Consider the following 26,853-nt stretch of genomic DNA (forward strand, 5'->3'; position numbering starts at 1 on the left):
GCTTGTAATTGATTGTACTAGACAATAACAGACTACTTTTTGTCTGTAACAGATGTATTGAATTTTATTACGGACATATATTCCATGAAATTTAACAAATGTAGCCCATAAAGTTAGGACAGATGATTAGTTTAGTCATTCAATTTAGTTCAACCTAACCGATAAAAAATATGCGTGTTTTATTTTTTCTTATGCTTTCTCTGTGTGCTTTTGCTACCAATGTGAAGGCTCAAATTACCATCAAAAACCCAATTCTTGCGGGATTTTATCCAGATCCTGCAATTTGTAAAGTTGGATCCGATTATTATATAGTCAATTCCACCTTTGTTTACTTTCCCGGGATACCCATTTTGCATAGTAAAGACTTAAAAAACTGGAAACAAATTGGGAGTGCCGTTACCCGGCCTTCTCAAATGGACTTCATGGGAGAACAAACGTCGCGCGGGCTATTTGCACCGGCCATCAATCATGAAAAGGGAACATTTTATATCACTTGTACCGATATTGATCATGGTGGAAACTTTATCATGACAGCTAAAAACCCTGCTGGTCCATGGAGTAATCCTGTTTACATAAAAGAAGCACGTGGTATTGACCCTTCCATGTTCTTTGACGCAGGAAAGGCATATATGATTTACAACAGTGATCCGCCTGATGGCAAATCACTATACAGCGGACACAGGACGGTTAAGATTCTTGAAATCGATTTAGTTACATTAAAACCTGTTGGAGCAGAGAAAATCCTGGTTAATGGTGGGGTGGACCTCAGTAAAAAACCGGTTTGGATTGAAGCTCCTCATATTTATAAGAGGAATGAATTCTATTACCTGATGGCTGCGGAAGGTGGCACTAGCGTTAATCACTCCAAAGTGGTTTTTAGAAGCAAAGATGTGCGTGGGCCATTTATCCCTTATGAAAATAATCCTATCCTTACCCACCGAAATCTCGATCCAAAAAGAAAAAACCCTATTTCTTCCGTTGGCCATGCAGATCTTGTAGATGGTCCTGATGGACAAACCTACGCAGTGTTTCTTGGCGTTAGACCGTACGAGGCCGACTTTTACAATACGGGTCGCGAAACGTTCATTGCTCCGGTAAAGTGGATCGAGGGTTGGCCAGTGATCGAGCCAGATCACAAGCAGGTGCAATATCAATATAACTTCAATTGGAAGGAGCAGAAAATTAAAGGTCAGGTGCCGCTTAACGGCAATTTTGTTATCAAAACTCCTTTTAAAGACAGTTTAAGTACAGAATTTCTCTTCTTACGCACTCATAATCCAACATGGTACAGCTTCAAAGACAATAAAAATTCACTGACGTTGAAACTACTACCGGAAACCATATCTGGGCGGGCTAATCCTGCTTTTATTGGAAGAAGACAACAACACTTGACCAGCTTCGCGTCGACGGAGATGGATTTCAGTGCCAAACAGGATAATGAAAAGTCAGGTATCGTTATATTTCAAAGCGAAAATAACTTTTATTACTTGTGCAAATCCCAGAGTAAAGGGGAACAAGTCATTCAGCTTTATAAGGGTAAGTCAAACGCAGATGGCGGTATGGAGTTGATCAAGGAAGAAGTGTTACCGCGCTCAAATGCAAAGATTTTCCTTAAAATCAATTCTGACAGAGACAAGTATTCGTTTTCTTACGCGCTAAAAGCCGGGGATTGGAAAGTCCTCGCAGACCAACTTGATGGTAAGTATTTAAGTACCGCGGTTGCCAGGGGTTTCGTGGGATCCTTATATGGTGTTTATGCTACATCAGTCGGAAAAGTTTCTGAGAACACCAGTAAATATAAATGGCTCGAGTACAGTGGCCATGATGCTACATTCGAGTAGTCGTTCCAAAATTTTATTCTAATATTCAAAGAAAATGTCACATTGGCGACAAGCCATTGTGACATTTTGCAATATATATGGCTCCAGATCTACGTCTAAGCTGGATCATAAGAAAGAAAAAAGATTATATTTTTTTTCCGAATAAATAAACGTTAATTAGACATTTATAAATATCTACAAGTATCGGCTATAATTTATAGTCACATAGCGCCCTAAAACAGATTGCTCTTAGCCTGAAAACGCTAATTGAGTGGTTTCGGAATGTAGCTCTGATACAATACGATATTAAAAGTTAACCAAATAATAAACCAAATCAAGTATGCACAATAATTTAGGTTTTCGCTAAAGTCGAACTGACTGGCCACCATTATCCTTAATTAAAAATCTTGCTAAAGGAAGCCAGATTAATCGAAAGTGGACCCTGCCAGGATCCATAGAACTAATTATTCGTACTTAAAAAATTGACTGTTCAATCATGTTAAATCAGGCCGTTTTAAAAACCATATGTTTAATAGCTGTATTGATCCTTGGTGTTCATGCCGGCTATACACAACAGCAAAAAATTGACTTTACTTCTTTAAATACTAAGAATGGACTTTCATCCAATAGTGTCAACGCGATATTAAAAGACCGTTACGGTTTGCTCTGGTTTGCGACTGAAGACGGACTTAACAGATTTGATGGGGCAAACTTCACTGTATATAAACATAGGTCTGATGATCTGACAGGTTTACAAGCGAATGATATTAAGGCTTTACATGAGGATCGAATGGGAAATTTATGGATTGGAAGCTCTGGCGGCTCTCTTAGCTTATATAATAGATCAAATAATTCATTCACTAATTTTCCGGCTGCCGTTGGACCTAATTCGTTAAGCAGTGATGTAGTAAAAAGTATCTGCAGCGATGTCGAAGGATATATATGGGTCGCTACGTATGGCGGACTAGATGTCTTTGATCCGAGAACTAAGATAAGCAGGAAACTAAAGATTCCAAGAAATGAAAATGGAATAGATCCATCTTTGCTCGTTAGTTACCTCTATGAAGATAGCGACAATAGAATGTGGATAGGTACAAATATTGGCCTATATCTTTATAACAGGGTTACCCATACCTTTAAACATTTTCAAAATAGCAAGTCCGATCTCTCCAGTCTCAGTGGTGATTTGGTAACTTCGATTGCCGAAGATTCTGATGGACAAATATGGATAGGTACAAAGACCGGACTCAGTTTGTTTCTTCCCGGCACGAATTCATTTAAGAATATCAGGCATATAAAAAGTGATAGTAAGTCATTGACGAGCAATGTAATCCAATCGCTTGCGGCCAATGATGACAGTCAGCTATGGATAGGAACGGACGAAGGGCTACATACTCTTAATATCAAAACAGGTGAAATGGGTAAATTTATGCCTGACCATAGAAACATTTACAGCCTCACCAGCAAATCTATTAAATACGTGTACATCGACAACCAGGGCGTGTATTGGCTAGCTGTATACAGAGCAGGGATCAATAAGTATGATACCAATCTCAACCTGTTTCATTTGAAACAGAGCAACATGTATGATCACAATGGACTAAATGCATCCATTGTCACCTCCTTTGCAGAATCCGCAGATGCTAAAATCTATGTTGGAACGGATGGTGGCGGACTGAATGTTTTCGACCGGAAAACGGAACTATTCAGGAGGATCAAAATGCCGGAAGTGAATGAACAGAATTCTACTGGGCTTGCTATCATGACAATGAAAATGACCAGAGCTAAAAAGCTTTACATCGGCACTTATGGAACGGGTTTGTTTGTCATGGATGTGGGTACAGAAAAAACACATCAGTTCCAGCGTGGCGATAGAAGTGATCAATTAAATTCGAATGAGATCTTCTGCATAAAAGAGGACAAGAGCGGTCAAATATGGATTGGTACGAATGGGGGAGGAGTAAATGTAATGAACCAGGACCACAAGGTAGTGACTAAATATTTCAATGAGCCAAAAGGCAAAAAGTTGATTCCAGCAAATAATTTCATCAGGTTCATTGAAGAAGATAACGAGGGCAATATGTGGATTGGATCCTATGGGTCAGGGATTGCCGTCTTTAATATCGACACAAAGAAATTTACTCATTTCAATAAAGCCAATAGTGGACTTCCCAGTAACGTTTCTTTATCTATATTGAAAGATAGGCAGGGCGACATCTGGGTTGGTACGTTAAATGGTGGGCTAAGCCTATACGATAAAAATAAGCGCCGTTTCTTAACGTTTTCTGAAAAAGATGCGTTGAATAGCGCGACTGTTTATGCAATCGTTGAAGGCCCGCAAGGTAAAATTTGGGTGAGTACGAATCAAGGCATCAGTAGTTTTGACAGGAAAACTCGAAAATTTACTAATTACACTATTTACAACGGCATTCAAAACAACAATTTTATTTCTGGTGCCGGATTTAAATCCTCTGATGGAGAAATATTTTTTGGAGGTGCTGAAGGATTTAATTATTTCAATCCAAAGGATTTCAAAAAAAACAAACATGTTCCAGCAGTCATTTTAACAGATTTAAAGATTGACAATAATTCTGTAAGTCCTTCTGCTGATGGTGCGCTCAGATCACACATATCTGCTGCCGATGAAATCAATCTTGGATATGGACAAAACTTTATGCTGCACTATTCCGGACTGAACTATACAGCTAATCCGGAAAACAAGTATGCTTACTGGTTGGAGGGATTTGATAAAAAGTGGACAAATGCAGGCACGGTCAAATCAGTATCTTATACCAACCTGGATCCGGGAGAATATGTTTTTCATGTTAAGGCGGCTAACAATGATGGAATTTGGAACGCCAAAGAAACAACTATAAAAATTAGTGTCCGGCCTCCGTTCTGGCGTACCATATATGCCTATGTGCTGTATGCATTAGCCGTTTCGGGAGCAATTCTTTACACCCGTCATCTCGGTATTAGAAAATTGAAACTAGAATTTGCTGCCGTACAGGAAAAGGTAAGGGTTGAGCAAATGTTGGAACAGGAAAGAAAAGAAGGAGAAAGATTAAGGGAGCTAGATCAATTGAAGATCAAATTTCTTACTGATTTGAGCCATGAATTCAGGACGCCGCTCTCCTTAATAATGGGACCTGTTGAGAAGCTGATCAACGAGGATGAAGAGGGTGTTATAACCGCTCCTTTAAATATGGTGAAAAGAAATGCACGGCGACTCCTTAATTTAGTGAACCAAATTCTGGATCTCCGAAAAATAGAAAAACGCGAACTTAAGTTAGACCTTAGAGAAGCGGATGTGATTTCCTTCATTAAAGAGGTGCTGGAATCGTTTCATGATCTTAGTGAAACTAAAATGATCCAGTTGAAGTTTAGCAGCAAGTTAAAGTACCTGTCTACTGCTTTCGATCAGAGCAAAATTGAACGTGTTTTATTTAACCTGCTGTCTAATGCTTTTAAATTTACTGCTGCAGGGGGGACAATTACGGTGACTATTGAAGAATGTCCACGAACTCTGGATTCGAGCCAATCAATATTAATCATAAGGATCATTGATACCGGGATTGGCATTCCGGTTGAAAACACAAGTAAGATCTTTGACAGGTTTTTCCAGGTAGATAACACTGCCTCGGTGCTGAACCAAGGTAGTGGAATTGGTTTGTCGATCGCTAAGGAATTTGTGGATATGCACGGGGGAAGCATCGTTGTCGAAAGTGAACCTGGTATTGGCAGCACCTTTGCCATTGAGCTTCCCGTTATTGTAAACACCGTAAGTGATAAACTAAATCTCGAGTTTACTGAATGTTGCGAAATGGATAAAGTGGTTCACGTAGTTGCAACTTTGGACACCCATGAAACAAGTACGGAAATGCAGTCCATTTTAATAGTAGAGGATAATGAAGATTACAGGTTTTACCTTAAAGATTGCCTTAAGCCGTTTTATAAGGTATATGAAGCCTCAAACGGTCAGGAAGGATGGCAAAAGACACTTGCAAATCATCCTAACATTATAGTAAGCGATATCAATATGCCTTTCATGAACGGGATAGAGTTGTGTATTAAGGTAAAGTCTGACAAGCGAACAAATCACATTCCAATTGTTTTGCTCACTGCATTGACAGGAGAAGAACAACAGATTAAAGGACTGGAAACGGGTGCGAACGATTATCTATCCAAACCTTTTAATTTCGAGATACTCAATGCCAAGATTAGAAATCTGCTGTTGCTAAACCGGACTTTAAAAAACACTTACACCAAACAGATCAAGGTTCAGACCCCTGAGGTGTTAATCGAATCTTATAGCGACCGGTTACTAAATAAAGTAGTGCTGTATATTGAAGAGAATCTCAACAATCCAAAGCTGTCTGTGGAAGATCTAAGTAAGCACGTTGGAATGAGCAGGGGTTCATTATATCATAAGATCCTGGAGTTGACCGGCATATCCCCTGTAGAATTCATCAGGTCTGTTAAGCTGGACAAAGCCACAGTGTTACTAGAGAAAAGTGATTTAAACGTTTCTCAGGTTGCCTACACGGTGGGCTTTGCCACTCCGAATTATTTTGCTAAATCGTTTAAGGCCAAGTACAATATGCAGCCGTCTGAATACATTAACCAAAGGCGAAAGATCTATGCGGCTGGAGAATCACGCTCACTTTAAAATTGGTTTTATGAGTTCGATGCTCCCATCCGTATTGTGTTTAAGTTCCGTTACCTTAATGTTTCGTAAGTGACTTTTATTAGAAAGCTGAGTATCATGGTAGTATAAGAACCATTTACCATGGTGTTCAATAATTGAATGGTGCGTAGTCCAACCTTGAACAGAATCCATCAATTTACCCTGATACGCGAAAGGACCATATGGGCTATCGCCGATTGCGTAGGCCAAATAATGGGTATCGCCGGTTGAATAGCTGAAATAGTATTTATTCTTGTATTTATGCAACCATGCAGCCTCAAAAAATCTTCTGTCGTGGTCTTTAGTCAGCAATGCATTGCCATTTGCATCCAGGATTTTTACATCCTTTACACTACCATCAAAACTTAGCATATCAGCGCTTAGTTTGGCTACTTTAGGAGTCAAAGCTGGTTCGTTTTCTCTTTTGGTATCAGTTTTAGATCCATTAACATCGTACTTGCCACCATCCCAGCGCTGTAATTGGCCTCCCCAGATGCCCCCGAAAAACATATAACTACTGCCGTCTGTGTCAGTAAATACTGCTGGATCAATGCTATAACTGCCATCGATTGGTTTCGCTTTTGCTTTGAATGGGCCGAAGGGATTTTCCGAAGTTGCCACCCCAATCCTGAAAACATCCATATTGTCTTTCACGGGAAAATACAAGTAATAGGTGCCGTCTTTATAGGCAGCATCAGGCGCCCAAAGTTGCCGGCCGGCCCAAGGGATATCTTTTATACTTAGGGCAACTCCATGGTCTTTAATTTTGCCATTGACGCTGTCCATACTCAGAATGTGAAAGTCACGCATGTCATAATGGTCTCCATTGTCATTTTCGGGAGTGCCTGAATCAACATCATGAGAAGGATATATATAAATTTTTCCGTTAAAGACATGCGCAGACGGATCTGCCGTATAGATATCAGAAATAAGAGGCGGAGAAAGGAACTTTACTTTTTTTGTACTATCAGCTGTCTCCAATTTGGCCGCTTTCCCATTTTGGTAACAACCATTCAATGTCATTATACCTATTGTTGCTAACAGAAGAGCACTATTGTGAAAATTGTTCATAGCTTAAATTATTACCTAAGGATTATTTGGTTCTTATGTTGCGCGTTTGCTGTGGCCCAAGGAAACTAGGCTTCAGTCCCCCAAGGTCTAAGACTAGCTTCTGTAGTACCACACCTGGGTCAACCATCCAATATTTAATGGTATGTTTTCCTGGTTTATCAAAACTTAAAGGAGTTTTAAATATCTTGATGGCATTGATAACAGATCGTCCCCAGGCCCCTTCGTTTTTATATGCGCTGCTTGTGTTAACTATTGTTGCAGGCTGGTCATCAACAGAAAGTGCAAATTTCAGTCCACCCGTATTTTGGAAATCGATTGTTGGCGATATATAAGTGTTCAGTAGGTAAGTACCCGCACTGTCCAGATAAAGATCGTAGGCTAAATACGCACTATTTTTACCAGGGATTTGTGAGGCGGCAGTAACTGGAACAGGCATTACACCACCAGCTGTTTTTCCGTAATTGGGTATGGTTTTCCAGGAAATAGGGCCTCCACTGAGGGCTCTAGAATAGCTTGGGGCTTCCAAAGAGATATATCCTGCTTGAGGAAGAAAGAAGTTTTTCAGTTCAGCATTCGCCTCTTTATTGTTATTTGTCCGGAGCTGTAAAGTAATTTGGGTTCCATCACTTCCTTTCACTACAACCTGTGCAGTTTTAATACCCTGAGGAGCCTTCGCCCAGTCCACTTTAATATTGATTCGTTTTTCAGTCTCAAGAAAATCTTTAGGATTAGTGATCAGGATATAATTTGGTGCTAGAATTTCATAGGATAGTCTCCCTTTCCCTGTATTAAATAATTCTAAGTAAAAGCTTTGACCAGTCCGTCTTTCCAGAAGGAGTAGGGTATTAACCTGCGGACCATCTTTCGTCCAACAGCTGTCTGAACCTTCGATTGCCAGACCCAGGCCCGGCTTAGCAGGTAAATTCCTATAAGTTTTAGGCATCACGTTTCGCTGCGGCTGTTGCCATCCAGTGTAACCAATATGGGTTTGATCCATCATATGCTCCCATTTACCGGCAGCTAAAACCTTATTGTAGTATTTGCTGATCTCAGCATCTCTTTTAAATAAAGAATCTGCCTTGTCCGCATACTCATTAGTTAATACTCGACCCTGTTTCGCATATAACTTATTTTTTGAGACTGTGTAATAAAGTTCGTAAAGGTTAGCGCTTGCTTCGACAGGATGCATGATCAATTGATAATATGCATCCCTTAATTCTTGAGGCATCCGTTTGTAAATTACTTGTGCCTTCGTTTCGAGCGCTTTGTATTCTTTTACAACTATATCAAACTCTTGATAATTAATTAGACTATAGGTATTTTCGTTTAGCAGCTCTGGTTTCACACGTCCATTGTACTTCGTGTAATAATCTAGGATATCTGCTATTTCAGTGGCGTTCGAAGAACCGAATTGCTTACCGCACCACGCAATGGTGTAGTCCTTTAGCTTTTCTGCTGGGATAGCATTTGGCGCCCAGGCAAAATCAAGGAAAAACTCTATGGGAAACTCCACTGGTTTCAAATCGCCAACATTAACGATCCAGATTTGATTGGCCTTATATTGGTAAGCCAGATTCATTTGTTCCCATATTTTCTGTATTGGATTGGTATTTATCCATTTATAGTTTCTTGGACCACCTACATAATCAAAATGGTAATAGATGCCGTATCCCCCTTTTCTTGGTAATTTATCAAGTGCTGGCAACCTTCGGATGTTCCCCCAATTATCGTCGCAAAGTAACAGTGTGACATCGTCGGGTACACGCATGCCCTGATCATAATAATCCTGAACCTCCTTATATAAAGCCCAAAGCTGTGGAGTTTTAGCAGCCGGCTTATTGGTGACATTGGAAATGATTTCACGCTGGTCTGTGACGATTTGTTCTAGCAAAGCGGTAGCAGTTCCCTTGGTCATGGGCTCATCTCCATCACCGCGCATGCCTACGGTGATTATTTGTTCCCTACCGGCCACACGGCTTAATCCACTTTTCCAAAACGCACGCAACTGATCAGGATTTTGTTCATAGTTCCAAATTCCTCCTTTAAACCTCCTCCATTCATCGTGTGCGCGTGCCAGAGGTTCATGATGTGAGGTTCCCATCACCACTCCATATTCATCAGCCAGCACAGGATTCATTTGATCATCGTCATTAAAAGCACTACCCCACATGGCAGGCCAAAGGTAATTTCCTTTTAGTCGCAGGATTAGTTCAAATACCTTTTCATAAAATTTATGGTTGAAGCCGCCAAACTCTTTTCTTGCCCACCCAGAGAGGGCAGGAGCTTCATCGTTTAGAAAGATACCTCTGTATTTAACTGCTGGAGAGGAGTTTATAAGCCGACCTGATCTAACATATAAGGTTTTGTTCTTCTGAGCAGGAACATCGGCCCAGTAGTGCCAGGGACTAACCCCAATTTGATAAGACAGTTCATAAATTCCATAAATGGTTCCGCGCTTATCACTCCCTGCGATGATGAGTGCACTATCGACCCCCGGCAGTGGATTTTTAACCACTTCGATCAGTGTAGCTTCCCAACTATCTGAAATACCTGACGTGTTAATTTTTTTGTTCTTAATTAGCTGATCAATGATTTGGCTTTGCCCTATAGTGCCTATAATAATCGCCATTGGAGCAGTCCGGCCTGAAACCAGATCTGGAGCCTGTCCGCTTACCAATTTAATGTCCTGTTGCAGATCTTTCGCCGCTTTGATAACCCCCGGCCATTCACCGTCACTATAGACTATAGTAGCAATCTTCTGTTTGCTCGCAATACAGAAGCCTCCCTTTATTTTGATTTTAGACACAAAGGGAGGGAAACCTGCTTGCGCTAATAACGTATTTACAAATAAGGTCAGGGCTAAGAGAAAGATTTTTCTAACCATTTGTTTCCAAATTGAGCTTTGTGAAATCGGCTTCAACATGCAATTCAGCCAGGAATCTTGATATCCCCATTTCTAAACCGCGTAATTCCGCCAATCCCTTTAACCTTCCGATTGCTGAATATCCAGGATACGTGACTTTCTTTAAGTCATCGAGCATTTGATGGCCATGGTCAGGGCGCATCGGAATGGACTTTCCCAACCTTGTACTAAGCAAAACTACCTCCTTTACCACTTTATACATATCTGCATTCCCTTCCAGATGATTTGCTTCATAAAAATTCCCTTCCAAGTCTTGCTGGGTACTGCGGAGGTGAAGAAAATGAATGCGTTCTGCAAATCTTTTTACCATGTCTGGGAGATTATTATCCGGTCTTGCTCCGAACGAACCGGTACAAAAACATAGCCCGTTAGCCATAGAGGGAACAGCATCAATGATATCCCAAACGTCCTGTTCAGTACTGAGTATCCTGGGCAGACCTAAAACAGAATAGGGTGGATCATCAGGGTGTATTGCCATTTTTATCCCCGCAAGATCAGCTGAAGGAATAATCTCCTGTAGAAATTGAATTAAATGTGCTTTTAAGACGGCGTTGTCTATTTGTTCATATGTTTTTAGTGCTGCTAAGATCTGTGGCAAAGTGAATGGTTCGCTACTCCCGGGCAAACCAAGCATGGCCGTGTTAGTTAAGGTAAGCGTTTCTTCAGCTGACATAGAATTAAATCGCTGCGTAGCTTTATGGATCTCTTCAGGAGGGTATTCATGAATGGCATTGGGTCTTTTCAAAATAAACAGATCAAAGGCCACGAAAGCAGATTTCTCAAATTTTAAGGCTTTACTGCCATCTTCCAGCTTGTATTCCAAATCTGTTCGGATCCAATCTAATATAGGCATGAAGTTGTAAGTGACTATTTTTATACCATGTTCAGCAAGATTTTCCAAGCTCAACTTGTAATTATTAATGTAGAGTTGGAAGTCATCAGTTCGCATTTTGATGGCTTCATGTACTGGAAGACTCTCCACTACTGTCCAGGTCAAGCCTGCAAGCTCAATGATATCCTTTCTTAATGCAATTTCAGCTGTCGTCCAGACGTCACCTACAGGGATGTGATGTAAAGCCGTTACGACTCCAGAGCATCCTGCTTGCCTGATATCCTGTAAGCTGACCGGGTCGCTTGGTCCGAACCATCTCATTGTTTGTTCCATTAACATACCGTTCTTCTTAAATTAAAAGCCAATTGAATTCCCGCCATCAACCGGCATGATCAAACCTGTAATGTATTTGGCGGCATCAGAAGCCAGGAACAAGGCTGCCGCTCCGATATCTTCAGGTTCACCCATCACTCCCATTGGCGTGCGTGAAAATACCTTGGCCTTACGTTCAGGATCGGCATCCAAAGCCTTCGCTGACATGTCACTATGTATAAAGCCTGGCGCTATGGCGTTGATTCTTATCCCTTTCGGGGAAAGCTCTACGGCCATTGCCTTGGTCATACCTTCAATCGCGCTTTTGGCCGCGGTGTATGCAATTACTTTGGGAATACCATAGCGGGCCGCCATCGAACTAATATTAATGATACAACCTGATCCTTTCAGCAGCATGTTTTTAACAACCTCACGCGATAAACTAAACACTGATAATACATTAGTTTGTATGACTTCCATAAAGTCGGTATCTGAAACTTCACAGAATTCTTTTTTCATATTAATCCCTGCATTATTGACTAGAATATCGATTCTGCTATGCCTCGCGATGATTTGCTGTACCAACCCAGGAATGTTCTCAAGTTTAGTCAGGTCAAACACAATGACCTCACAAAGATCGCCCAACTGTTTCTTTGCGTTTTCAAGCTTCAAGTTATCTCTACCTATTATGATCGTATAAATACCTGCCTCAGTAAACTCTTTTGCAATAGCAAAACCTATTCCTGCTCCGCCGCCGGTTACCAGGGCTATTCTGGTTTGTAAATCCTGTGAATTCATGGAATCAATAGTATTTGTCATTTTTACTTTCTCTTATTAATGGGTAATGCCCAGAGGCCTCGCTGTAATTAAATCCTTTAGCTGGTGTGTCGGTTGAGCATGATGCGCTGGTATTGGTTGCTGACTAAACTGCTGAAAATATAGCAAACAGGCATCCTTCCAGATCTGGGCATCCTGGTACTGTCGTTCTAATTTTTTCTGTACCTTAACAAAACGTTGCTGATCCATATAAGGCTTGAGCTTGTTCCAGGTATTTTGGAATCCTCGGACTTGTATTACGCCTTTGTCATACCTGAAACAGAGCTCATTCCATAGCGTAGCTCCGCTTTTCATACGATAGTTCCAGGGTAGGTGATGAAACCACAATAAATACTCCTCAGGACAGGTTGCAGGATCATTAAACCGAGTGGCCAGCGGTTCATTGTACTGACCTACGGCATTACTGCCTGTCCGAGTGCGATTGAATCCAATCCCCTGTGTGTCTGCTTTATGATAGTACACAGAGGTCCAGTCTTCTCTTAGATTTTTGTTGGCAAACCATGGGGCGGGGCCGTAATGATGCCCTTCTGCAAAAATATGGTGGAGCCCCAGAGGCATCATATAATTGACTGCTGCCTCCCGGCTGTGCATCATAATCGCTTTTAGCGGAGCGATCACTTTGGATGTGTTTTCCGTGAAAGTAAGCTTTAGCCATTCATCGGCGATATCTGTACTGGACATGCCATTGTTCCAGGCTAGCCGACCAAATGCATACCAGTTTGACTGCGCAAAATCATGACCGCACCAATTCGTATCAAGGCCGATATTTGCCACCCCAGCAATTGCAGTATATTTTTGATGCTGCAGCCGTCCATCCGTGTATTTAGCAACAGTGCTTCCGGTACCATTCAGGTAAGTATCACTTTTCAAAAATTCTTCCCAGCTGGGCGCTAGGTAAACCAAGTGGATTGATCTTCCCAGATATTCTTGTGTAATTTGAAGCTCAGGCATCACCGCTGTTTTCTTCATGCCCCCAAAAAGCGGGCTGAAAGGTTCCCGAGGCTGAAAATCCAATGGACCATTTTTAACCTGTATAATAACGTTGTCTCTAAACTGCCCGTCGAAGGGCAGAAACTCTGAGTAAGCCTGCATCACGCGGTCCATCTTTGAAGGACTATAAACGAAAGCCCTCCACATCACTATCCCTTGATATGGCTTTAACGCATCAGCGAGCATGTTGGCACCGTCAACATGCGTACGTCCGAAATCTTGGGGACCGGGTTGTCCCTCACTATTAGCTTTAACTAACAGGCCACCAAAATCAGGTATGAGCTTATAGATTTCTCTGACTTTATCCGTCCACCATTGCTTTACCTCAGGATTTAGGGGATCGGCCGTCTTAAGTCCGCCAATCCTTACAGGGGAAGAGAAGTTAACTGATAAATATGTTTTAAGTCCGTATGGACGCATGACTTCAGCAATGGCTTTTACCTTTTGAAGGTATTGGGCTGTCAATATCGCGGGAGAAGCATTGACATTATTCAGCACCGTACCATTTATTCCAATGCTAGCATTTGCCCTGGCATATTCAGTCCATAAAGCTTTATCTTTTGCTGTAACGGTCAGGGAATCCTTCTCATTTCTCCAAAATATAGAATTGCCTGCATAACCTCTTTCTACAGTCCCATTTAAATTATCCCAATGGTTGAGGATCCGGTGCATATAAGAAGGGTTTGACAACACTGAACTTGTCTTTTGTCCTGTAGACTGCCTACGCAACAATTCATAAACGCCGTATAAGATCCCGAGCTCAGAATTTGCCCTGACTTCATTATTCCCCAGGATGAAGCCGTCATTTTTAATGGTATTAACGAATTTTAGATTCAAAACTATAGTAGCACCCGGAGTGCCGTTCCATCCAGCTGTAAGCTCATGTACTGCAATGTCCAGTACAGGTGATTTTATTGCGCAGATTACTTTGACTGGAGATACACTTTTTCTATTTAACCATAGTTCATGACCGTCTTCTGCACGCACTGAAGATATCACCAGATTGAAATATAGAATAGTGATTAGCGTTGTCGTAATCCATTTCATGCTCAGTAGGTATTTTGGTTAGAGTTTTTAAATGTAATAAGCTAGACAGGGTGTATAGAGGTCTAATGTTACCAATCCTAGTAAAAATGTTTAATTTAATCCAAACTGGTCTTCAGAGCAACATCCCGAACCTGAATTAAACATTTGTTGTGCCTATTTATCAAATTCTGCTGAGTAATGTTTCTGGTTTAGGCTAGATTTGAGATCTAACCAAAGCTAACCTATTAACATGCGCTACTTCCAACAGGTCTCATTTTTCCTATGCCTTAGTCTATTCTTTTGTCTACAAAGCGATGCAAAGATTAAACTACCAAGTTTAATTACGGACGGTATGGTATTGCAACGTGGGGTGGTGCTTAACATATGGGGCTGGGCATCGCCAGCAGAAAAAGTGACGATAAACTTTAACGGTAAGCGTGTAAGTGCGGTCACAGATGCAGATGGAAAATGGCTTGCAAAATTGCCGGTCATGAAAGCAGGCGGACCTTATAAAATGGAAATTAAAGGATTGGATACTATTGTATTGCAAAATATTCTGATTGGTGATGTGTACCTGTGTTCGGGCCAGTCTAATATGGTTCATCAAATGAAAATACATAACATTACCTATGCCTCTGATATCGCTGAAGCAAACTACCCTGAAATAAGGCAATTTTGGGTTCCTACGACCACCTCGTTGACCGGGCCTTCTCCAGATCTGCCAAAAAGCAGCTGGAAGTCTGCTAATTCCAAAGATGTAAATGATTTTTCCGCCGTAGCTTATTTCTTTGCACGGCAGATCTTCACAAAATATAAAATACCTGTAGGGATTATCAATTGCAGTGTTGGTGGTACTGCTATTGAATCCTGGACTAGTGAGCAGGGGCTGGCCAATGTTCCAGGCTTGTCGGAGGTTATTGTGCGAAATAAAGACACAGCCTATGTAAACACTATTAACCGTAAGGCTTATTCTGCCGCGCAAACAGGCAGGGCTAGTGGCGATCAGGGTTTGTCTGGAAATCTTAAATGGTATGATGTCAAATACGAGCCCAAAGGCTGGAGAAGTATGAATATACCCGGATATTGGGAGGACCAAGGTATTCGCGACTTGGATGGAGTAATCTGGTATCGCCGGGTTTTTGACGTTCCTGCTACAATGACTGGTGTATCGGCGCGGATTCAAATGGGCAGGATTGTAGATGCAGATAGGTTTTATATCAATGGGCAGCAGGTAGGATCCACGGGTTACCAATACCCGCAACGAAGGTACAATCTGGAACCAGGGATTTTAAAGCCAGGTAAAAACCTTTTTGTAATCAGAGTTGAAAATACATCTGGTAAGGGTGGTTTCGTCCCCGATAAGCCATATTTGATCGAAGCTGGTACCCAATCTATGGATTTGAAAGGTGAATGGAAGTATAAGGTAGGAGCCGTTTATGTTCCCTCGAAAGCGCCAGCTATTCGCGGAATTTCTGAGCAGGCGCAGCCTACATCGCTCTATAACGCCATGATCGCTCCAATAGCAAATTATGGCTTGTGTGCCGTGCTTTGGTACCAGGGTGAAAGCAATGTTGGTAATGCTAAATCTTATAAAACCTTACTACCAAATCTAATCATGGATTGGAGACGGAATTTCTCCAGGACGGACCTCCCTTTCTATTATGTCCAGTTACCAAATTATGGTGACATGCGTTATCTTCCGGCTGAAAGTGCTTTGGCTCTGATTAGAGAAGGCGCTTTGCAGGCGTTAAATGTTCCCCTTGCAGGGATGGCCGTAACTATTGACCTTGGCGAATGGAATGACATACATCCGGATAATAAGAAGGATGTAGGAGAGCGGCTTGCCCTAATAGCCAGACACCATATTTACGGCGAAAAAAACCTGGTTTATTCGGGACCGGTATTTGAATCCTGCGAAATTAGAGAGAATAAGGTTTTTGTGACTTTCGGCCACACGGGTACCGGATTAACGACCATTGACGGCGAAGCTGTCTCTCAATTTGAGATTGCTTCTGCTGATAAGAAGTTCATTTGGGCCAATGCGAAAATTGACGGAGCTAAAGTTATTGTTTGGTCAGATCAGATTTCGGAACCAAAGTATGTTCGCTACGCCTGGTCAGATAGCCCGGTGAACCCTAATCTATACAATTTGGAAAAGCTGCCAGCTTCACCGTTTCGTACAGACAAATAACATTTCTACCCGTTTCTTAGTCAATTCTTCCCATCAGAATCTGATGTATATACTAAATTTGTATTACAGGGCATAAAACTGAACACGTATGAGTACCAAAAAAGTAGGGCTTTTATCCATGCTGATCATGCTAATGATCAATACCATTTTCGCACAAGATAAAAACTTCAACATCTACTTATGTCTCGGACAATCGAATATGGAAGGGAATGCTAAAATTGAGTCCGAGGATAGTGCCGGTGTTAATAATCGATTTAAAGTATTACAAGCTGTCGATTGTTCTGGTTCCACGAGGGTAGCGGGGAACTGGTACACTGCTATTCCGCCATTAGTCAGATGCAATACAGGCTTGTCTCCTGCAGACTACTTTGGACGAACGATGGTTGCTAACCTTCCTGATCAAATACACGTTGGTGTTATAAATGTAGCAGTGGGAGGTTGCAAAATCGAACTTTTTGATAAAGACAATTATTCGGCCTATACAGCAACTGCACCCCAATGGATGAAAGGAATGATCAGTCAATATGGTGGCAATCCATACGGAAGGTTGCTTGAACTGGCAAAAGCGGCTCAGAAACAGGGAGTGATCAAAGGCATTTTACTGCACCAGGGCGAATCAAATACCAATGATAGCTTATGGACACAGAAGGTAAAACTTGTGTACGACCATCTGCTCAAAGACCTTAATCTGAAGGATAACTCAATTCCATTATTCGCTGGTGAACTTGTTCATGCAGATCAGGGAGGCATCTGTGCCAGTATGAATAAAATCATAGCAACACTTCCACAGGTTATTCCTAATTCTTATGTGATTTCCTCAAGCGGCTGTAGCGCAGCGGCTGACAAACTCCATTTCAATGCAGCGGGGTACCGGGAACTAGGCAAGCGCTTTGCGGCTAAAGTTTTAGCGGTTTCAGGCAATACTCATTAAAAGCTAAACTAATAATTAAACCAAATATGATCCAATTGACTAAACTTTTAAATGGAAAGCACCTGATAGTTGCTGCTATGCCTTTTTTATTCTCAATATCAGTCCAGGGCCAAGGACCTGTGGCTCCCGCTGTTCCAGGATTCGATGTCGAAAGCGCTGCTATAGCTCATGGGAAAATTGATACGATCAGCTATTATTCAAATACAGTAGGTGGAAACAGAAAAGCGATTACATATACGCCACCAGGGTATTCGAAAAGCAATAAATATCCTGTCCTATACCTGTTGCATGGGATTGGAGGAGATGAAAAAGAGTGGTTAAACGGGGGAAAACCGCAAGTGATTTTGGATAATCTTTATGCTGACAAGAAGCTCGAGCCGATGATTGTGGTTATGCCCAATGGGCGAGCAATGAAAGACGACCGTGCTACTGGAAACATCATGTCCAAAGACAAGATTGAGGCTTTCTCAACTTTCGAAAAAGATCTGCTAAACGATTTAATTCCATTTGTTGAAAAGAATTATAGCGTGTATCAGGATCGGGAACATCGTGCTATCGCCGGTTTATCTATGGGAGGAGGGCAATCACTTAACTTCGGTTTAGGTAATCTTGATAAGTTTGCCTGGGTTGCAGGATTTTCCTCAGCTCCAAATACGAAATCACCACAGGAATTGTTGCCAGATCCTAAAAAAGCTAAAGACATGCTAAAGGTCTTATTTATATCTTGTGGAGCCAGTGATGGTTTGGTCAACATCAGCAAGCGCACTAATGAATACTTACTAGAGAACAAGGTTCCGCACATATATTTCATTGAACCGGGTTTTCATGACTTTAAGGTTTGGAAAAATGGGTTATATATGTTTTCCCAGTTGCTCTTCAAACCTGTTGATACTGCTACCTTTTCAAAATATTAAAACCGGGTTAATAAAACCCCCTTTTTTGCATTTTGAGCAGCTTTTTAAGCCGTTGAACATTCAGCATATATATTTAAACAATTGTGCTATCCCAAAAATAGGTGTTGTTATTATATTCGATAACCAAATGTAAACTTATCATCTCTCGTTTGAGAGCGATGATAGAAAAATACATTAAACTAATTCTAACCAAATGTATGATCATGAAAAAAAAACTATTTAACAATCTAATCGCAGTAGCAACGCGCGGTCGAGCGTAACCGGAATCCAGTCTACTAAGATCGTCAGATCGATTTAGCATTTCCGAAGCTAACAATTATCACTTCTTTTAAATCTGTCTTCGAATGATTTTCAATCCTTTGGCAAAAAGGTCTAGAAATTCGTCATTGCCGGATATTGAATTACCTAACCAAATAATACTACGATGATAAAATCTTTACAAAAGAAAAATCGGTCATTCCTCGCTTTTCTCTCCCTTGCCAGCATGATAACGCTACTGTCATTGTCATGCACCAAGAATTTTGATAAGTATTGGAATGAAGACCGCTCGAAAGGCGGCAATCTGTACGACAAAGTTAAGTCAATACCTGAATTCAGTCTATTTACTGAAGCCCTTGAAAGAGCAAATTATTCTCAATTTTTAGAAAAAGGAGGATCCTATACAATATTCGCTCCAACAAATGAAGCGTTCAGCAAATACCTTGCTACTAATAATTACCAGTCGATAGCCAATGTTCCCCTGGAGAAGCTCTACTTGATCGTAGGCTACCATGTAATTAATAGTATGTGGTATGAATATAACTTCCGGGACAGGTATAACAACATTGCAAACAAACTTTTCTCTAAAAATACAACTTACATCACCAGAAGCCGCAAATATGTAAACGTTGATGTCGCACAGCCCACAGTATTCAAAATAAACGGAATCGATATTGTCACTACGCTAAAAGACATAGATGCAAACAATGGTGTGATACATGGTATATCAGATGTAATGGTACCGCTATTAAATCTGGAGGAAATACTTAAGTCAGATCCGGAGCTTTCCAACACTACATTTGTCAAACTCTTAAAGGTTCTTCAATCCAAAACTGTAGATGCATTGAATACTTTTGATAGAAACAGAGATGGAATAATTGATTCTGCTTTCACTGTAACCTATCCATTATTGAATGCGGGTTCCAATATTGCAGTTGAATTCAAGGCTGCCGGCGCAACGGTTGCTAATAGTCAGGGAACACCTGCATATACCACGCTAATCATCCCTGATGATGCCGTTTTAAATGCTTACATCGCGCCAACGTTAGCGAAATTCGAGAACAAAATAGAATTGTTGACGCCCAATTATATTGAGCAGGTGCTGGAAAATTATATGCTGGCTGATACCATGATGACGGCTGCCAATATTATCAGCAGGGCCGGAATAAATGTCTTGAGGTCATCGAACGGCGACGCCTTATTAACAACAGTGTTAAGGTCAGAAAATGATTTCGTAAAAAAGAACATCAGGGCAAGTAATGGAATCGTCCATATAATAAAAAATACTTTCTTACCATCCGACAGGGAGAAAAGTGCATTAGGCCAAGCCGTTAAGGATCCGGATTTTAAAGTGTTTTTTGGCGCGCTGCAGGCAGCTGGATTGGTAAACACTTATGCTGTCAGTACCAGGACAGGAACATTTCTTATCCCTACCAATGCAGCAATGAAAGAAGCCAACGTCAATTATGATAAGCCATCACAGCTACAACTGAACAGTATGTTATTGTCTTCCTCTAAATTCCAAAATTTACTTAAGCATAATATTGTCAACAGCAACCTGAACCAGGCGGCGCTAACCGGGTCGAAAACAACTGAGTTTGGCGGCGCCACCAATAACGTAACCTTTACTGCTAATGGCAGTAAGGTAAATAATGAAAATGGGATAACAGCTAATGTAAGTCCTCTGCTTTATACCGGACCAAACAATACCGGTTACGTCTATAAAACTGACAAGCTCCTTATCCCCCCGGTACTCTAACACTATTCCAGCGAACCCAAGCAAATAAACGTTCAAAATTTTTTAATTAGTTACATATGTTCAATAAGAAAATACTGAGTTGCTTAGCAGCTTTAATGTTCATATTCTGCTTTTTTTCTGTAGCAACAGCACAAGTGCTGACTATAAAAGGGAAAGTAAGTGAAAGCCCTTCCGGTGTAACCCTGCCAGGTGTCTCTGTTGTAGAGGTAAATGAAAATGGGAGGCAGGTAAATGGTGTCATCACAGATGCAGATGGCGCCTATGCCATCAAGTTAACAAGCGCAACCAATAAGCTTAGGTTTTCTTACATCAGTATGAAAACAAAAACTGAAAGCATTAATGGAAGAACTGTGATCAACGTAAGTCTGGAAACAGCCAACGAATTATCAGAGGTATTGATCAGTGCTAAAAAAGGCTACTCTGCCAGTACTGGTTATGTAAATACGCCAAAGCGTGACCTCATTGGTGCAGTATCCTCTTTAAAGGCAGAAACTATTGCCAATTAGCCTGCAACTTCTATTGACCAGATGATGCAAGGCCGACTTGCAGGTGTTCAGATCGTGTCGGAGTCCGGTGACCCGGGAGCAGGAACTGATATCAGGATTAGAGGAGTTGGTACCATTTCCGGTAATGCCCAGCCACTTTATATTGTTGATGGTATTCCAATCATATCCACTTCATTTGATCCAAGTAACGCAGGGTCAGATGTCGCAAGGATCAGTCCGATAGCCGATTTAAATCCAAATGATATTTTAAGTATAGATGTTTTAAAGGATGCGAATGCTTCAGCCATATACGGTGCAAGAGCCGCGAACGGTGTAATCGTCGTGACTACCAAAAGAGGTCAGTCCGGGGTTACTACAATCATTTTCTCCAATCAAACGAAATATACAGAAGCTCCCCGCCCGATTCCGGTGCTGGATGCCAACGAGTACAAAGCCATGCGTTTAGAAGCTGAGCAAAATAATGGTAACATCAATCCATTAAATAATGACATCCGACCGATCATTGATGATCCGACCTTTCAGTCTTACTTATATTATCAGAATAACACAAATTGGTTCGAAGGCTTGACCCAAACCGCGTTGAGTCAGAATTATAATCTATCTGTCGGCGGTGGTGGAGAAGCTGTAAAATACAATTTCAGCACATCTTACTCCGACGACCAGAGCGCTTTCAAGGCAGTCGGCTTCAAAAGATTTACCGGACGGTTCAACTTAGATTATAAAGTATCAGAAAAATTAAAGCTTGCAGCTAACGTGTTCTTTGCAAGAAGCAAACGTGATACCTATTGGAATATAAATGGAGGCTCGCCATTAAATATTGCCTTAACAAGAACACCACTACTTCCTGTGTTTGATATTGACTTGCAAGGTAATCCACAACAAGGATATTTTTCTTTACCGGGATTTATGGATGGTCAGGATAATCCGATCGCTTATGTAAATACAGTAAGCAACTATCAATTCAGCACCAATCTGAAACCGAACATCAACGCTGAACTGGACATCATCAAGGACCTGAAATTTAGGACGACCTTATCACTTGATTTTGTGGGCGACAACGGTGCATCATTCTTGCCGCCGGAAGCTACCGGAGTAATCTGGAATGACGTACAATTTAACCGTTTGCAGAATAGAGATAATGAGCGAAGAGCTTTTAATGCTAATGCATTCCTTACCTACGGTAAAAGCTTCGGAAAACAATTCAGGACCACCATGTTGCTTGGAACAGAATACGCCAATCAATTATCAAACAGTTTAACAACTGAAGCCTATGCTACTGGTACGGGCCAAATGCGTTCGCTAGGTGCCGCGGCAGGTTACGCAGCACTACGGTCGGGGATCAGCGATGAATCCTTGATCAGAATGTTCTCCCAGGCACAGTTATTTTACGGTGATAAATACTCCATTAACTTCGGGTTAAGCAGAGAAGGTTCATCGAAATTTGGACCCTCAAACAGGTACGCGATGTTCCCAACTGCAGGAGTTTTCTGGAGAATCTCAGGGGAGAAATTTATGGAGAGACTGAAGTTCGTTAACGACTTAAAATTACGGTACTCCTGGGGTGAAACAGGATCCAGCGGTATCGGAAACTATGCCTACATCAGTCAGTACAACACAGGTAATTCCTATGGTGATGCGATTGGCGTATCTCAAAATAACCCACAGTTGAACCATCTGAAATGGGAAACCACCATGCAACAAAATATTGGCTTAGACATGGAGCTTTTCAAAAAAATTACAGTGGGGATTGACTTATATGAAAAGAAAACCAGAGACCTGCTGTACACATTAAGGTTGCCAAGCAGCAGCGGATTAACTTCCGGATTATTGATCAACCTCGGTGATTTAAGTAATCGCGGGATCGACTTCGATGTCGCCTTTGATCCGATCGTCCCGAAAAAACAAGATGGTTTCAGATGGAATGTATTATTTAACATCTCAAGAAACATTAATAAAGTAACTTCTTTACCTGGCGGTATTTTAACATTCAACAACAACTACGCTCGTTTTGGTAGTCAGGTAAAAGAAGGAGATGCGCTTGGCACGTATTACGGTCTGGTTTTTAAAGGTGTTTATGCACGTGATGAAGACGCAGTGGTTCGAGACGCTTCAGGTAACGTGGTTTTCGAACTCGACGGCACCACACCCCGTACCATCAGGGTAGATTCAGAAAACGGTCTTCCTTTCAGGGGTGGTGATGCCATGTATGAAGATTTCAACCATGACGGTATCATCAATGCCCAGGACAGGATCCTTGTAGGTAACTCCAATCCTGATTTCTTTGGAGGGTTAAACAATACATTCAATTATAAGGCTTTCCGCTTAAACTTCTTCATCAATTTCACCTATGGTAACGACATCATTAATGGAACCCGCTACGAATTGGAACGCATGGATAATAAAAATAACCAGGGCATCAGTGTATTGAGGAGATGGAGAAAGCAAGGAGATCTAAGCGATATGCCAAGAGCATTGCGTGCAGATAACCGAAATACCATTGGCTCGACCAGGTGGATTGAAGACGGCTCTTACGCCCGCTTAAAAACCGTAACCTTAAATTATCGCTTGCCGGGCAGATTTGTTGACCGAATCAAGCTGAGTTCCGCTGACATCTATTTCACTGCAAGTAATGTCTTCACAGTTACCAACTATACCGGCTCAGATCCTGAAATAGGTTTAGGTGCAGATCTGGCGCTTTCCGGCGTAGAGAGAGGTGGCAATCCCAGACAAAAAGCATATTTAGTAGGGCTAAATGTTAAATTTTAATAATCAGACGACATGAAAAATAAGATAAATATAAGGACAGGATTATTATTTAGCCTGGTGTTGATTTTATCATTGTTCAGCGGTTGTAAAAAACTGTTGGATAAGCGGCCGGACAGTTCGCTAACAAGAAATGATTTCTTTAGAACAGAATCAGATGCTAATGCTGCATTAATCGGGGTTTATGATGCACTACAAGCTTCTGTAAGCCAGTTCTGGTTATGGGGCGAAAGCCGAGGCGACCTGGTGGCCTCCACAGATCTGACCAATGGTTATCCCTATTTTCAACTGTTCGACAATACGACGCTTGCAATGATGAAATGGGATTTGCCGTACCAATTGATTGCAAGAGCTAACGTGGTCATCACAGATGTTCCAAGGATTGTTGGGCTTGACAATAATTTTAGTCAGGAGGAGAGCAATGCCGTAGTAGGGCAGGCCCGATACCTTAGAGCGCTGGCCTTTTTCTACCTGGTTAGAACGTTTAACGAAGTTCCGCTAGTCCTGGAAGCACCAAACAGCGATGACGTCAACTACCGTCCAGCCAAAACTTCCGCAGAGAATGTGCTAAAGCAGATAGAGGAAGATTTAATGTTTGCTGAAACGTCTGTGCCCGTAAGTTTTGGGGCAAATAAGGAGATCCGCGGACGTGTAACAAAAGGTGGTGTCCACGCCCTTCAGGCAGACGTATACCTTTGGCAAGCCAAATACGTAGAAGCAGCAGCAGCAGCAAAGAAAGTGATTGACAATACGGCCTTGTATTCCTTAGTGGAAAGTGACAATTGGTTCAATATATTTAGTGTAAAGAACAGCACTGAAAGCATCTTTGAGGTACAGTTTGACTATACTCTCAACGAATTGAACAACTTATTGAATACCTCCGGAGGCTACGCAGTGAACCGCTCTTTGATCGGCTATTTTGAGAGTGAACAGGACTTGGTGAGGGGTAACAATGGAACCTATTCTGCCAACGGACAATTCTGGAAATACGCAGGACTGAATAGGGAACTACTTCGGAGACCGACTCAGGATCCTAATTTTATAGTGTACCGTCTTCCAGACGTGATGTTAATGCGGGCAGAAGCACTTGCACATGGAAGTTTTGAAGACAAAACTGAAGCAATCAGATTGATCAACCTTATCCGTGCGCGTGCGCTTCTTGGATTGGTGGATCTTGATGGGAATATCGGAACAGCACCAATTGTCGACATCATATTGAAGGAGCGTGCAATGGAACTTGGAATGGAAGGAAAGCGCTGGTTCGATTTACTCCGCATTGCAAGAAATGATGAACGTCCTGAACTTCTTGTTGATCTAATTCTTAGTAGCAGGACAGTTGGAGAGCGGTCCACCATCCGGCCTAGAATTGTTGATTCCAGAGCCTGGTTTCTCCCTATCCATCTAGATGAACTAAACGCAAATCCCAATCTGGTTCAAAACCCTTATTATAAATAATAGCGATGAAAGAAAATATAAAACGTAATAGGTTGACTTTTGGAATAAGTAAACTTATCATTTTGGCAGCTGTACTGCTGTTTGTAAACGGATGCAGGAAAGAGAATACCTTATCTTTTCAAGAGCCAAAAAGACAAACCCTAATGCTGGATATCCTGAAACAAGATACCTCATTAACCATGGCAATTGCAGCTTTGGAGAAGGCCAAAATGGCGCCGACGCTAAATACCTACGGACCCTTTACATTTTTTGTTCCAGACAATAACGCTTTCAAGAAGTACTTCAAAAACATCGGTAAAAAGAGTTTAGATGATTTTACGGAAGCAGAGTTGAAAACGATCATGACCTACCATATTCTACCGACAAGATTGAAGTCTGCCAGCTTTTTACAAGGCCCTCAAACAGTGACGACGGGAAATAAGGATTACATCACACTCGACATTTCTAAAGGATTCAAGACAACAGCAGTTGCAAACGGAAAGGCTACGATCTACAGTACAGATTTTGAAGTCTCGAATGGACTTATCCATAAAATGGATGCAGTACTTGACCCTCCAACACTTACCATTGGTCAGTTCCTGTCGTTGAACTCGGATCAGTATAGCATTATGATCGGAGGCTTGAAAAGAGCTGGACTGATGGATACCCTAACTAATTTAGAAAATGATCGAAAGGAGAGGATCCGACTGACCTTATTTGCAGAAACGAATGCCGTATTGCAAAAAGCAGGAATCACCTCCTTTGACAATGTTCCCCTGGAAGACCTGATTAAACAAATGAGGTACCATATCATTTCAGGAAGTGGCTTTAGCAGCAGCTATACACCATTGACTACAGCTATTCCTCATTTGGGATGGCCTGAAAGATACAGTACTGTAGTAAATACCTTAAGTTATAACGAGTGGATCTACTTTGATCTTGCGGCCAAAAGCCTGATTAACGGTTCAGTAAACTTCTTGGCTAGTGACGTGATCATGAAAAACGGCATCATTCATAATGTGGACAACCGTCTTACATTTTCTGATGCAGTTCACCGGATTCCAATATTTCACTTATTTAAAGATGCTGCAAATTACGGATATGGGATTCCAAATTATATTGATGGGTCCCTGGCAGTTGTAGCTTCCGGTACAAACTGGCGAATCACTGCTGATAGTGATGATCAGCCTGCAGCAGTTCCAGCAAGTATAAAGAGAACTGCAATATCAATTATCTATGCCAACTGGGATGCAGCGGGGGATTCCGTAGTAACTGTAGTGAGAGGTATTAAAAAAGGTAAATACAGCTTTAGAGTTGCCGTCAAGAACGGTGGAAGCCGAGGATCTGCTCAGCTGATGTATCAGAACGATCTAATTGGAACGCCAAAAGCCATGAACGTAACTGGTACAGGTACTGTTTACAGCACTGTGATTATGGGTTCATATGAGTTCAAAACTTCTGGGGACAAGCGGATTAAGTTTGTTTGTACAGCGACACCTGGGGTAGCATTTGAAACAATGGTGCTGACGCCGGAATACTAACTCCTCCGGCAATTGGCATTTCGATCACCACAATCATTAAAAAAATTAAATTATAAAC

The 26,853-nt window shown here is 41.5% G+C and carries 15 protein-coding genes; 10 read left to right on the forward strand and 5 right to left on the reverse strand.

Annotated elements, in window-relative coordinates:
- The first annotated feature begins 170 nt into the window (after positions 1–170).
- Positions 171–1,841, forward strand: coding sequence for a glycoside hydrolase family 43 protein (locus tag WKF66_RS11980; protein ID WP_489674692.1), 1,671 nt, complete (start codon positions 171–173; stop codon positions 1,839–1,841).
- 475 nt (positions 1,842–2,316) lie between these two features.
- A complete protein-coding gene (locus WKF66_RS11985) occupies positions 2,317–6,489 on the forward strand; it encodes a hybrid sensor histidine kinase/response regulator transcription factor (protein ID WP_489674693.1) in 4,173 nt (1,390 codons plus the stop codon).
- On the opposite strand, the gene WKF66_RS11990 is transcribed toward WKF66_RS11985, so the two are convergent.
- The 5 genes from WKF66_RS11990 to WKF66_RS12010 are packed head-to-tail and all read right to left on the reverse strand — an operon-like array spanning position 6,481 to position 14,519.
- A complete protein-coding gene (locus WKF66_RS11990; protein WP_489674694.1) occupies positions 6,481–7,578 on the reverse strand; it encodes a glycoside hydrolase family 43 protein in 1,098 nt (365 codons plus the stop codon). The genes WKF66_RS11985 and WKF66_RS11990 overlap by 9 nt on opposite strands.
- Positions 7,579–7,600: 22 nt before the next feature.
- Complete coding sequence (locus tag WKF66_RS11995) at positions 7,601–10,462, reverse strand: glycosyl hydrolase 115 family protein (protein WP_489674695.1); 2,862 nt, start codon at positions 10,460–10,462, stop codon at positions 7,601–7,603.
- Positions 10,455–11,666 (reverse strand): mannonate dehydratase, encoded by a 1,212-nt coding sequence (gene uxuA / locus WKF66_RS12000; RefSeq protein WP_489674696.1) that lies wholly within the window; start codon positions 11,664–11,666, stop codon positions 10,455–10,457. The genes WKF66_RS11995 and uxuA overlap by 8 nt, the downstream gene beginning before the upstream one ends.
- A gap of 21 nt (positions 11,667–11,687) precedes the next feature.
- Positions 11,688–12,464: an SDR family NAD(P)-dependent oxidoreductase gene (locus WKF66_RS12005; protein WP_489674697.1), complete on the reverse strand. Its 777-nt coding sequence runs from the start codon at positions 12,462–12,464 to the stop codon at positions 11,688–11,690.
- 15 nt (positions 12,465–12,479) lie between these two features.
- Complete coding sequence (locus tag WKF66_RS12010) at positions 12,480–14,519, reverse strand: alpha-glucuronidase (protein WP_489674698.1); 2,040 nt, start codon at positions 14,517–14,519, stop codon at positions 12,480–12,482.
- Positions 14,520–14,748: 229 nt separating this feature from the next.
- On the opposite strand from WKF66_RS12010, the gene WKF66_RS12015 reads away from it, so the two are divergent.
- The 8 genes from WKF66_RS12015 (at position 14,749) to WKF66_RS12050 (ending at position 26,795) form a co-directional block, all read left to right on the forward strand.
- Positions 14,749–16,689, forward strand: coding sequence for a sialate O-acetylesterase (locus WKF66_RS12015; RefSeq protein ID WP_489674699.1), 1,941 nt, complete (start codon positions 14,749–14,751; stop codon positions 16,687–16,689).
- Between the two features lie 88 nt (positions 16,690–16,777).
- Positions 16,778–17,620 (forward strand): sialate O-acetylesterase, encoded by an 843-nt coding sequence (locus WKF66_RS12020; protein WP_489674700.1) that lies wholly within the window; start codon positions 16,778–16,780, stop codon positions 17,618–17,620.
- Between the two features lie 35 nt (positions 17,621–17,655).
- The gene (locus WKF66_RS12025) at positions 17,656–18,534 is read left to right on the forward strand and encodes an alpha/beta hydrolase (RefSeq protein WP_489674701.1); all 879 of its coding nucleotides are present in this window, start codon (positions 17,656–17,658) and stop codon (positions 18,532–18,534) included.
- 424 nt (positions 18,535–18,958) lie between these two features.
- On the forward strand, positions 18,959–20,551 hold the full coding sequence (locus WKF66_RS12030) for a fasciclin domain-containing protein (RefSeq protein ID WP_489674702.1): 1,593 nt from the start codon (positions 18,959–18,961) through the stop codon (positions 20,549–20,551).
- Between the two features lie 95 nt (positions 20,552–20,646).
- Positions 20,647–21,057: a carboxypeptidase-like regulatory domain-containing protein gene (locus WKF66_RS12035; protein ID WP_489674703.1), complete on the forward strand. Its 411-nt coding sequence runs from the start codon at positions 20,647–20,649 to the stop codon at positions 21,055–21,057.
- Positions 21,058–21,078: 21 nt separating this feature from the next.
- The gene (locus WKF66_RS12040; protein WP_489674704.1) at positions 21,079–23,823 is read left to right on the forward strand and encodes a SusC/RagA family TonB-linked outer membrane protein; all 2,745 of its coding nucleotides are present in this window, start codon (positions 21,079–21,081) and stop codon (positions 23,821–23,823) included.
- 12 nt (positions 23,824–23,835) lie between these two features.
- Complete coding sequence (locus WKF66_RS12045) at positions 23,836–25,275, forward strand: RagB/SusD family nutrient uptake outer membrane protein (RefSeq protein ID WP_489674705.1); 1,440 nt, start codon at positions 23,836–23,838, stop codon at positions 25,273–25,275.
- Positions 25,276–25,280: 5 nt separating this feature from the next.
- Entirely contained in the window at positions 25,281–26,795 is a 1,515-nt protein-coding gene (locus tag WKF66_RS12050) for a fasciclin domain-containing protein (protein ID WP_489674706.1), read from the forward strand.
- Positions 26,796–26,853 lie beyond the last annotated feature (58 nt).

Origin of the sequence: Pedobacter sp. (assembly GCF_037719805.1) — a bacterium.
Taxonomy (GTDB): Bacteria; Bacteroidota; Bacteroidia; order Sphingobacteriales; family Sphingobacteriaceae; genus Pedobacter.

Coding starts and splice junctions, on each gene's coding strand:
- WKF66_RS11980 (WP_489674692.1), top strand. CDS start 171: ATGCGTGTTTTATTTTTTCTTATGCTTTCTCTGTGTGCTTTTGCTACC.
- WKF66_RS11985 (WP_489674693.1), top strand. CDS start 2,317: ATGTTAAATCAGGCCGTTTTAAAAACCATATGTTTAATAGCTGTATTG.
- WKF66_RS11990 (WP_489674694.1), bottom strand. CDS start 7,578: ATGAACAATTTTCACAATAGTGCTCTTCTGTTAGCAACAATAGGTATA.
- WKF66_RS11995 (WP_489674695.1), bottom strand. CDS start 10,462: ATGGTTAGAAAAATCTTTCTCTTAGCCCTGACCTTATTTGTAAATACG.
- uxuA (WP_489674696.1), bottom strand. CDS start 11,666: ATGGAACAAACAATGAGATGGTTCGGACCAAGCGACCCGGTCAGCTTA.
- WKF66_RS12005 (WP_489674697.1), bottom strand. CDS start 12,464: ATGACAAATACTATTGATTCCATGAATTCACAGGATTTACAAACCAGA.
- WKF66_RS12010 (WP_489674698.1), bottom strand. CDS start 14,519: ATGAAATGGATTACGACAACGCTAATCACTATTCTATATTTCAATCTG.
- WKF66_RS12015 (WP_489674699.1), top strand. CDS start 14,749: ATGCGCTACTTCCAACAGGTCTCATTTTTCCTATGCCTTAGTCTATTC.
- WKF66_RS12020 (WP_489674700.1), top strand. CDS start 16,778: ATGAGTACCAAAAAAGTAGGGCTTTTATCCATGCTGATCATGCTAATG.
- WKF66_RS12030 (WP_489674702.1), top strand. CDS start 18,959: ATGATAAAATCTTTACAAAAGAAAAATCGGTCATTCCTCGCTTTTCTC.
- WKF66_RS12035 (WP_489674703.1), top strand. CDS start 20,647: ATGTTCATATTCTGCTTTTTTTCTGTAGCAACAGCACAAGTGCTGACT.
- WKF66_RS12040 (WP_489674704.1), top strand. CDS start 21,079: ATGATGCAAGGCCGACTTGCAGGTGTTCAGATCGTGTCGGAGTCCGGT.
- WKF66_RS12045 (WP_489674705.1), top strand. CDS start 23,836: ATGAAAAATAAGATAAATATAAGGACAGGATTATTATTTAGCCTGGTG.
- WKF66_RS12050 (WP_489674706.1), top strand. CDS start 25,281: ATGAAAGAAAATATAAAACGTAATAGGTTGACTTTTGGAATAAGTAAA.